This window comes from Streptomyces cupreus, from assembly GCF_014257025.1.
Classification (GTDB): Bacteria; Actinomycetota; Actinomycetes; order Streptomycetales; family Streptomycetaceae; genus Streptomyces; species Streptomyces cupreus.
The window spans coordinates 1-8,602 of record NZ_JACMSF010000125.1; the positions used below are offsets into that span (position 1 = coordinate 1).

General features: G+C 66.3%; 10 protein-coding genes. 2 read left to right on the forward strand and 8 right to left on the reverse strand.

The annotated features are described in order from the left end of the window. Nucleotides 1–123: 123 nt before the first annotated feature. Nucleotides 124–975 carry a helix-turn-helix domain-containing protein gene (locus H4N64_RS43455; protein ID WP_186288150.1) on the forward strand — a complete coding sequence of 284 codons (852 nt, stop codon included), beginning with the start codon at nucleotides 124–126 and terminating at the stop codon, nucleotides 973–975. Between the two features lie 9 nt (nucleotides 976–984). Then, the gene (locus H4N64_RS43460; protein ID WP_186288151.1) at nucleotides 985–1,176 is read left to right on the forward strand and encodes a DUF397 domain-containing protein; all 192 of its coding nucleotides are present in this window, start codon (nucleotides 985–987) and stop codon (nucleotides 1,174–1,176) included. On the opposite strand, the gene H4N64_RS43465 is transcribed toward H4N64_RS43460, so the two are convergent. The 8 genes from H4N64_RS43465 to H4N64_RS43500 form a co-directional block, all read right to left on the reverse strand. Further along, nucleotides 1,157–1,633, reverse strand: a complete 477-nt coding sequence (locus H4N64_RS43465; RefSeq protein WP_186288152.1) for a hypothetical protein — start codon at nucleotides 1,631–1,633, stop codon at nucleotides 1,157–1,159. The genes H4N64_RS43460 and H4N64_RS43465 overlap by 20 nt on opposite strands. A 31-nt stretch (nucleotides 1,634–1,664) precedes the next feature. Further along, the gene (locus H4N64_RS43470; RefSeq protein ID WP_336246971.1) at nucleotides 1,665–2,084 is read right to left on the reverse strand and encodes a contact-dependent growth inhibition system immunity protein; all 420 of its coding nucleotides are present in this window, start codon (nucleotides 2,082–2,084) and stop codon (nucleotides 1,665–1,667) included. Continuing rightward, nucleotides 2,075–2,599, reverse strand: a complete 525-nt coding sequence (locus tag H4N64_RS43475; RefSeq protein WP_186288154.1) for a barstar family protein — start codon at nucleotides 2,597–2,599, stop codon at nucleotides 2,075–2,077. Before H4N64_RS43475 ends, H4N64_RS43470 begins: the two co-directional genes overlap by 10 nt. 33 nt (nucleotides 2,600–2,632) lie before the next feature. Then, a complete protein-coding gene (locus tag H4N64_RS43480; RefSeq protein WP_186288155.1) occupies nucleotides 2,633–3,070 on the reverse strand; it encodes an SUKH-3 domain-containing protein in 438 nt (145 codons plus the stop codon). Next, complete coding sequence (locus tag H4N64_RS43485; protein WP_186288156.1) at nucleotides 3,067–3,564, reverse strand: hypothetical protein; 498 nt, start codon at nucleotides 3,562–3,564, stop codon at nucleotides 3,067–3,069. The genes H4N64_RS43480 and H4N64_RS43485 overlap by 4 nt, the downstream gene beginning before the upstream one ends. 16 nt (nucleotides 3,565–3,580) lie before the next feature. Continuing rightward, nucleotides 3,581–4,054, reverse strand: a complete 474-nt coding sequence (locus H4N64_RS43490) for a hypothetical protein (RefSeq protein ID WP_186288157.1) — start codon at nucleotides 4,052–4,054, stop codon at nucleotides 3,581–3,583. Between the two features lie 112 nt (nucleotides 4,055–4,166). Then, nucleotides 4,167–4,580 (reverse strand): hypothetical protein, encoded by a 414-nt coding sequence (locus H4N64_RS43495; protein ID WP_186288158.1) that lies wholly within the window; start codon nucleotides 4,578–4,580, stop codon nucleotides 4,167–4,169. A gap of 151 nt (nucleotides 4,581–4,731) precedes the next feature. Then, nucleotides 4,732–8,602 (reverse strand): DUF6531 domain-containing protein (locus tag H4N64_RS43500; RefSeq protein ID WP_186288159.1); only part of this gene is annotated, 3,871 nt, incomplete at its 5' end.

Genomic DNA, 8,602 nt, shown 5'->3' on the forward strand with positions numbered 1-8,602 from the left:
TCGCAGGGTGTGCGTCGCGTCACTGACGGTAGGTATAAACGTTGCGACCACGCAAGCCGTCCGCGTAATCTCGCACCCGAACGAGGCACCTCATGTGGCAAGTTGAAGGAGGGAGCGCATCACATGGCGACGCGGCGACACCCCACAGCGCGACAGATGCGCGTAGGCGCCGAGCTGCGCAAGCTTCGGGAAGCCGCAGGCCTGAAGGCAGCCGAGGCGGCCTCTCTGCTGGGAGTGAATTCCACGCAGATGAGCCAGATCGAGTCCGGTGTCGCCGGGGTCAGCGAGGAGCGCATCCGTCGGCTCGCAGCCAACTACACCTGCGCGGACAGCGAGTTGATCGACGCCCTCGTCGCCATGGCCGGCGATCGGACCCGAGGCTGGTGGGAGGAGTACCGGGGTGTCCTCCCTGCGGCCTACCTGGACCTCTCCGAGTTGGATCACTACGCCACGTTCCGGCACGACGTGGCTGTCACCCACGTGCCCGGGCTCTTCCAGACAGAGGCTTATGCCCGCGCCCTCTTCGCCTATATGAACCCCGAGTGCCCGGAGAACGAGCTGGAGCATCGGGTACGTCACCGGATGCAGCGAAAGGTCATCATCGAAGGGCCCGACCCCATGCCGTACGAGACCGTGATCCACGAAGCCGCCCTACGCATCAAGGTGGCCGGGCAAGCCGAGTTCCGAGCCCAACTGGTCCGCGTACTGGAGCTGTCCGAAGCGGATCACGTGACCGTACGGGTCGTCCCGTTCGGTCTGGACGACTTCGCGGGGGCCGGTAGCGCGATGGTGCACCTGGGCGGCCTGGTGCCCAGCCTGGACACGGTGGTCCGTGATGCCCCGCATGGCACGGCTTTCGTCGAGTCCGCGGCACAACTGGAGCACTTCCGAAAGCTCTTCCGTAGGGTGAGGGAAGCGTCACTCGACTCCGAGCGGTCACGTGACCTCATCCACCAGTTGGCCAAGGAATTGTGAGGATCAGCCATGACCACCCCCGCTCAATGGCGGAAGTCTTCCTTCTCCGGCGGCGGGGAGGGCAACGACTGCGTAGAGATATCCAACCTGCACACCCGAGTAGCGATACGCGACTCCAAGGACCGCACCCGCACCTCCCTCTCCTTCCCCACCGAAGCATTCAGCACCTTCATCACAAGCCTTAAGGCCCGCACCCGGTAACCTCGAGTCCCGCCAGGAAGTCCTCGAATTCGGCCAGCGACTTCTCCAGGTCTTCCCGGCCGGCGTCATCGGGCGGGAGGTTCGGGAGGGTGGCCTGGGCGAACTCCTTGGCGGCCTTGTATACGGCGGTTGCGAGTTCCCTCGTCGTCGAGCGGTCGAGGAGCACGCCCCCGTGGGTCGTCTCGATCGAACCGTCGTCCTCCCTTCCCCGCGTGAACTTGAGCGAGAAGGACGAGTCAACCGCGGCGGATTCATAGCTGCTGCGATTCCCGTCCACGAGGAAGTACCGCAGGCCGTCCAGGAGGAGGGTCAGCGAAAGGTAGATCATCATCGCCTGGTCCGGGCGCCGGTCCCGCGAGGTTGTCCGGCCCTTACTGCCCCACACATCCACGTGGCCCAGGTCGAAGCCACTGGGTGGCGGCAGCTCGTCCTCGGCTACGGCGAACTTGAACTCCATCGCATCCCGGCAATCACTAGGATTCGGTGAGCTATCCGCTTCGGGCCTCGGCCCAGCCGCAGAGCAAGGCGTCCACCTTGCGTTGCAGCTCCCGTGACAGATCGACCAGCGTTCCAACCACCTCCTTGAACTTCCGGGCCGAGTCCGGGACTTCCGCCCACGCCTCCGATCCTCTGGTCACAACCGCGTACAGCAGATCATCGTCGTACCAGCCGCCCGCCGCCTGACGGGGAGCGGTGTCCCGAAGGATCTCCACGGCCAGTGGAAGCAGCCAGGGCAGGCCTACGTCCTGGCCGATCAGGCGGGCGAGCTCGTGCGGTTCCAGGGTGCCGATGGGGCGGCGGCGGAGTTCGTACACGTTCTTGACCATGTAGGTCGTGTCTTGCGGTGGGTCCGGCCAGCGCTGCCCGTCAAGCTCTTCAAGAGACCGGCTGTGAGCCTTCAATGCCACACCTCCGGGTTCAGAGCGGCTGCCACATATCCGTCCCCTGCCGTGATCGTCAGGTCCGGTTGTTCCAACCTGAGTGCGATCCGCTCGCCTTCGAACTCGCTGAACTCGAAGACGAAGTACGCGGCAATCGCAGGCCGGTCCAACGGGAAGCCGTCAAGGTCCACCGCCGAGTTCGCACGGTCCGCTCCCTGGCACAGGACGGACACGAACAGGGGGAAGTGTTCCGCCTCCAGGAGTCGATCCACTTCGCCGATGACAGCGGCAACCCCTACTCCCCCGGTCACCGCACCGCACAGGTCATCCAAGCAGTCCACCATCGCGTCCCAGTTCCTGCCGAAGTAACCGGGGAACTGCAGAACTTCGGCGAAGGTGTCGTAGATCCCCTCCTCGGTCATCAGGTCACTGGAGTCGAGGCGAAGGACACGACCTCCCCTCGCCTCCAGCTCCCGCAGTTGCCGGTGCACCTCGGCCCTTCCTCTGGGGGCGAATACGACCCACCCGCTCGCCTCGTTCATCAGCGACCTCACATCCTGGAACGGCACAAACGTCTATCGGATGCCCTCGACCAGCTTCTCCAGGGCCCCGTCCGGCGTTTCCGCCAGCAGGGTCACGCTGTCCATGCCGACGTAGACCGCGCCGGTCGGTGCGATGCCCAAGTACACGTTGCGACGGTCGGCCGCCCCGATCGGGTAAAGGTCGGTTCCCGCCTCTTCGCTCAGCACGTCGAAGATCTCGTCCTCCCACTCGGCCACTGTGGGATCGAGCGTGAATCCCATGCGCGCCATCGTCTGACCGGGACCTCGCTCGGCGCTCTCCAGCCCGCCGAACTCGGCAAGGAAACGCCGGGCCGCCTCATGGATCTCAAAGCCGCCGCGTTCGAGGAGCGTGCTCTCCCACTCTGCCGTGGACACCGAGCGGCACGGGTACCAGCCGGCTCTGCGCAACACCCGATCGGTCTCGGCGGACCATCGCTGCTCGTGTCTCATCGCTCAGGCAGCAGGCGTTCGCGGTGTTCCTCGAAGGCGTCTCTGAAGGCACGCGCGCTGGAGTCGTCCACAGGGTTGTCCATGTTCATCAGCCCGAGGTTGAGCTCGACCGCCGAGATAGGCACCTCCTGCGTGCTGTTCCATTCCACGATCGCCTGGAAGCAGCGCGATGCGGCAAAACGGGCGGGGTGGATGTCCGCGTAGTCCGTGTGGACTTTCCAGTTTCCGTCTGAATCCTTCGCCATGGGCCTGGTCGGCGGCACGATGACCAGATCGGGACAGCCGTCGCCCCGCCGGTTCTGCAGGATTTCCGCCTCGGAGAAGCTCGGTCGGCCGCCATAGCGTTCGTGGGCGAACAGCCCGGCCATGAGGACCGCGTCGACCGGTGTTTCGGCACGCGGTCCGCGTCGGCAGGTCACCTCGGCGCAGCCTTCGAAGGCCCGCTGCCACCGATCGAGCGTGTCGGTCTTCTGGGACGTGATGACTAGGCGCACATGGTTCCTCTGCTGCTCACGAACGACGCCGACGCAGGGCCTTCCAGGCGTCCTCGGCCGCGTCCGTGGCGGTCAGCCGCCAGGAGTCCAGCTTGTCCACCACGGTTGTGCGCACCATCTGCCACTTGAACCACGGCGGGAGATCCCGGAAGGGTACGAACGTCAGCGTGTCCCTGATGGCGTGGTCGGCGAAGCCGCCCAGGCCCTCCGCTCGGAGCGCGGCGTAGAGCTCCGGGGTCAACCGGCCGTTGAGCCGGGCCACATGGGCCGCTGCCGTGAATGGGAAGTCCCGTCGGGATCGGTCCAGGACCTGGATGGCCCGGATGATCCGCGGCGACGCCACCTCCGGCGGGCAGTTGAGCGCCAAACCGATCACGGCCGCGCCAAGGGATTCCTCGCCACGCTCGAACGCCGCGTCCACCTCGGCAGGATCGTCGATGCCCAGCAGACCCTCGCCGGTCTCCCAGTCCCAGCTTCGGCCGTCAGTCATCGCAGGGCGGCGGCGGGAACACCCGCTGCTTCTTGACGTTGTCGATCATTCCTGCCTTCTTCAGCTTGGTCAGGTCGCCCTGGGTGTCACCCGCACCGGTGGATCTGCGGATTCAGTGGTACGGGTCCGGCGAGAACGAGGGCCGCTCGCTGGGAAAGTCGTCGGGGAAGAAGGGGACGCGCAGGGCCCCGGTGAGGAGTCCGAGGACGGTGTCGGCCGAACTGCGGGCAGTTACGACCGCACCGAGCCGACCGGCCTGGATGATCACGGTCGGCCAGTGGTCGGGGTCACCCGCCGGGATCCATGCGAGCAGATCGGCGTTGTCCGTGACACCCCACTGGACAAGATCCCCGGATTCGGCCCGGTACTCCTCCAGGACCGGGCCGAGGCCGGGCACCACCTTGCCTCGGAGGAGGGAGCGCATCTGCCCGGTCTGCTCGGCGATATCGAGATGCCCGTTGGACGCGCCCTGCGCGAAGATCCACAGAAATTCGTCGAAACAGCCCGCCCCGTAGGTGTCGGTCAACGCACGGTGGCTAGCGGGCACGGTCAGGCCGGGCTCGCCTGGCACGGCCCGAGGTACCGGCTGGACCACGGGGCGGGGTGGTGGGGGACACAGGTCCTTGAGGCGTGAGAGCACGGCATCCGCGCCCGGCTCCTCCATGGATCTTCCTTTCTCAGAGATTGGGAAGTCTTCTTCTGAACGACCAGCCGAAGTCGTCTACGGCCTCGATGACCACGTGACTGGGCACGTCGCCGCCGTTTGCGTATTCGGGGGTCACACTCATGGTGACGGTGTTCCTCGTCGACCTCACGTGATCGGCTATGAGGTCCTCGGCATCCGAAATGGGTCCGTTGTTCTGGCTGGATCCCTGCGTCACGATGTTACGCATGTCCCTGCCGTCGCCGCCGAACTGCTGTCCGATCAGATGCCCGCGTGAATGCCCGGCGGCACCGCCCTGGAATCCCGGGGGTGCATACCGCGCCCCTCGCCCGGGAGGGCTGCCGATGAGCCCGGCGGCGGCGTCATCCAGCGTTTGTGGCGTGACAACGGCGTAGGCGGGACCTCGCTGCCCGTTGGGCGCGATTTCGCTGTAGTAGGGACTTAGCCCGACGAGATCGAGCCCGGTCTGCGGATTGGGCACGTATGCGACGGGGTTGGGTGCCGGAGCCAGGCCAAGAGGATCCGGGGTCAGATATCGAGCCGTCTCGGGGTCGTAGTACCGGAAATAGTTGTAGTGCATCCCGGTTTCGGGATCGAAGTACTGACCGGGAAACCTGAGCGGTGTATAGGCAGAGGCGTCGGTGTTCCAAGCCGTGAGACCCCATAGTGTGGCGCGCTGGCGCCAGGCTGTGTTGCCTCTGTCGTCGATGAGCTCCGTCGGCGTACCGATGAGATCGGTGGCGATGGAGAAGAACCTGGCATCGATTTCTTCCTGGGAGGCGTCCGCTGCAAGAAGTCGCTCCGTCTGCGCGATCGGTCGGATTCCGTCGTGATCCCATGTCGTCACCACCAAGGGGGACACGGACCCCGTTCTGGCCGTCTGTTCGCACAGGACAACTCCGTCCCAGGTGAAGTCGGTCTGCTCGACCACGCTCCCGCTGTCCACGGCCATTCGCTGCTTGGCGATTCGTCGGCCCAGCGGATCGTAGAGGTAGCGCCAGCTGGTGCCGTCCGGTGTAGTGACCGAGAGCAGTCGGTTCTCCGTGTCCCAGGTGTAGTGCCAGACTTCGGTCCGACCGGAAAGGTACTTCTTCTGGCGCCGCACGACGCGGCCAAGGGCATCGTGCGTATATCGGGTCCTGCCCGCGTGAGTGATCGACGTACCGGTGTAAGAGCGCGGGCCCACGGCTTCCGCTCCCGGGTGTCGGGCCGGCCAGTGAGCAGCCGTCAGGTTGCCCGCTTCGTCGTAGGCGTAGGTCTCCGTCCAGTTCTCGGCACTCACCGCCGTGACACGGTGGGCCGCGTCAAGGGCGAAGCGGCGGCTGCCGGAGCGGGAATCCTCTATGCCGACGAGGTTTCCGTCCTCGGCGTACGAATAGGCACGGTGTATCCGTTCGTCGTCCCCGCTCATGAGCTTCTGCTCGGTCAACCGCCCCAGAGGGTCGTATGCCTGGGTGAAGACGGTACTGTCGCCCAGCTGCCGGGCGGTCTCCAGACCTGACCAGTCATGCTGGAACCGTATCTCGCGGCCGGACGCATCGAGGCGCGTGCGGTTGCCTGCCATGTCGTACGTCCACCTGGTTGTGGCTCCGGACGGTGTGGTGCGCCGCGTAACCCGCCCCAGCAGGTCGTAGACGTAACGCAGCCGTCTGCCATTGACGGTCTCGCAGGTGACTTGTCCAGTGGCGTCGCGCGACAGCACCATCTCCACGCCGGGCGCCGCCGCCGCGACCAGATGCCGGTTCAGGTCGTAGGTGAAATGCGTGATCCGGTCGCCGTGGCTCTTCTCCACCAGGTTGCCAATGGCGTCATACGCGTAGCGGACGGTGTTGCCGAGCAGGTCGACGCGGGAGGTGAGGCGGCCGGCGGCGTCATGCTCGTACGCCAGGGTGCGCCCGTCGAAATCCGTCTCCGCCACGAGGCGTCCGGCCGCGTCGTGCTCGTACGTCCAGGTCAGGCCTTGCGGACTGAGTACCTGGACGAGGCGCAGATTCCGGTCGTGGATGAACTCGTACCGCGCCCCGTCCGGACCCGTTCGCGCCGAGGGCAAGTCGAAATGGGTGTACTCAAAGCGCGTGACGTCGCCGGACGGGGTGGTGTGGCTGACGCAGTTTCCCTCCCCGTCGTATGCCCAGGATTCGACAGCGCCGTCGGCGGTGACCATCCAGGTCAGGAGCCCCTCGACTGTCCATCCGAGGAGGGTGACGGCACCCAGCGGGTCCACATACTCGACGATCCGGCCGAAGGCGTCCCGCTTCCACGTGGTGGTGGCGCCACGGGCGTCCGTGGTGGCCACGGGCAGTCCGGCGGCGTCGCAGCGCACGGTCCTGGTCCCGCCCAGGGCATCGACCACCTGGGTCAGAGACCCGGACTCGTCGTAGGTGAACCGCGTGACGCTGCCCGCGGGGTCCCGCATCGCCGTGCAGTTGCCGCGTTCGTCGTAGGTTCGGCGCCAGGCGAGCCCGTCGGGGCGACCGATGCACGTCAGCAGGCCCGCGGCACTGTACTCGAAGCGGAAGACGGCGCCGTCCGCGCGGACGACCTCACTGGGATGGCCTGCCTCATCCCGCGTGACCGTGGTTCGGTAACCCAGCTCGTCCGTCCGGGACACGACGTGATGGTGCTCGTCGTAGCCGGTGTGTGTGGTGTTGCCGAGCGGGTCGATCTCCGCAACGACCTGGCTGACCTCGTTGACGACGAAACGACTCACCGCCCCTTCCGCGGTGGTGAGGGTGGTGAGGCGGCAGCCCGGCCAAGCCGGGTCCGTGGCGTCGTAGGCGAGCGTGATGGAGATGTGGCCCGCCTCACCGCCCTCGGCGACGCAGCGGTCCTGGACGTCGTAGGTGTAGTCGTAGCGGCTGCCGTTGGTGTCGGTCCACGACGTGACGCGCGACCGGTCGTCGTAGGTGAAACGCAGGGGAAGACCGGAGGAGTTGACGACCTCCGTGAGTCTTCCGTCCGTGTAGCCGTAGCGCTTGAGGACGACGTCCGTACCGTCCTGTCCTGCGTCGGCCAGGCTCAGGGCCGTGATGTGGCCGTCGTCGACGGTGAACTTGAGGTTGTAGCCGCCGGAGTGGCGGATCGCCAGCGGTGTGCCCTGGTCGTCGTAGTCGAAGGTGATCGCGTGCTGGTTGCGGTCGGTGATTCGGGCCAGCAGGGCGATGCCGTTCTCGGGCCGGGTGAAGTGGCGGGTGTGGCCGGTCAGTGGGTCCTCGACGCTGTAGCCACCGTCCTCCAGACGGGTCAGCGGCAGCCGTGGGCCCGTGTCGGGCATCACCGAGACGTGCGGACCGGCGGGGTGAGGATAGGAGAGCAACAGGCCGTCCTCGGTGACGAGAACGACACCATCCTCGTCGGTTTCCAGGCGCTGGTCCACGGTGGACGCCCAGGTGGGACCGAACCACCAGCCGCACCGGTAATCCGAGGCCACGCGCCGGGTGAACGCCAATGGGAGCATCCCGGGGAGTTCCACGTCGGTCTGCGGAAGGAACATCGCTCCAGTCGCCATGTCGACGGGGTCGCTGCCCTTGGAACGGACGACGCTCTTGACCCGGTTGTACGCGCCCTTGGCGCCGTCAGCGATCATGCCGCGAGCGCTCTTGCCCAGCCCGCGCAGTCCCGCGGCCATGCCCTTGAGGCCCTTGAGCCCCTTCATGCCCCTGGCCAGACCGCCGAGGGTGGTCAGGCCCTTCATGCCGGGTATGCAGTCCATCGCGGCGAAGGCGACGTCGAGTAGGCCTGCTTGGCCCTTTGAGTATTTGTAGAGGGTGTCGGCCAGGACGATGAGGCCGCCGACGATGACGATCGCGGCCAGGATCGGCCCACCGATGATCATCGCGATCACGCCGACCACCGCGACGACGACCTTGCACACGGCGACGATC